General features: G+C 66.5%; 1 protein-coding gene. It reads right to left on the bottom strand.

Annotation, left to right across the window (positions count from 1 at the left end; genetic code table 11):
- Positions 1–627, bottom strand: a 627-nt coding sequence (locus BN1137_RS21225; protein WP_157433890.1) for an ABC transporter ATP-binding protein, incomplete at both ends; no start/stop codon positions are given.

Below are 627 nucleotides of genomic sequence, written 5' to 3'. Positions count from 1 at the left end.
CCTGGCTCTGCATCTCGAACAGCTGGGCGTAATGGCCCCCTTGCGCCATCAGCTCGCCGTGGGTGCCCCGCTCATTCACCTGACCGCGGGAAAGCAGCAGGATCTCGTCCGCATCGACGATGGTGGAGAGCCGGTGGGCGATGGCGATGGTGGTGCGGCCACGGCGCGCGGCGGCCAACGCGGTGGAGAGCGCGAGCTCGGTCTGGGAGTCCACACTCGCGGTCGCCTCGTCCAGGATGAGGATGCGCGGATCCCCGACCAGAGCGCGGGCAAACGAAAGCAGCTGGCGCTGACCGGCGGAGAGGTTTTTGCCCCCCTCCTCCATCAGGGTCTCCAGCCCCTCTGGCAGGCTGCGCACAAACTCGGCTAGCTGGACGTCGGTCAGCGCCTGCCACAGCGTCCCCTCGTCAATGCCATCACGGCCCAGACGCAGGTTCTCCGCCAAAGTACCAACGAAGATAAAAGGATCCTGCTGCACCAGGCCGATGCTGCGGCGCACCGCCGCGAGCGACAGCGTATCGAGCGGGTGATCATCGAAGCGGATCTGCCCGCTGCCGATAGGATAGAAGCCCATCAGCAGGCTGATGACGGTGGACTTGCCGCTGCCGGTGTGGCCCACCAGCGCCA

Origin of the sequence: Aeromonas tecta (assembly GCF_000820185.1) — a bacterium.
Taxonomy (GTDB): Bacteria; Pseudomonadota; Gammaproteobacteria; order Enterobacterales; family Aeromonadaceae; genus Aeromonas; species Aeromonas tecta.
This window is presented reverse-complemented; position numbering and strand designations above follow the sequence as displayed.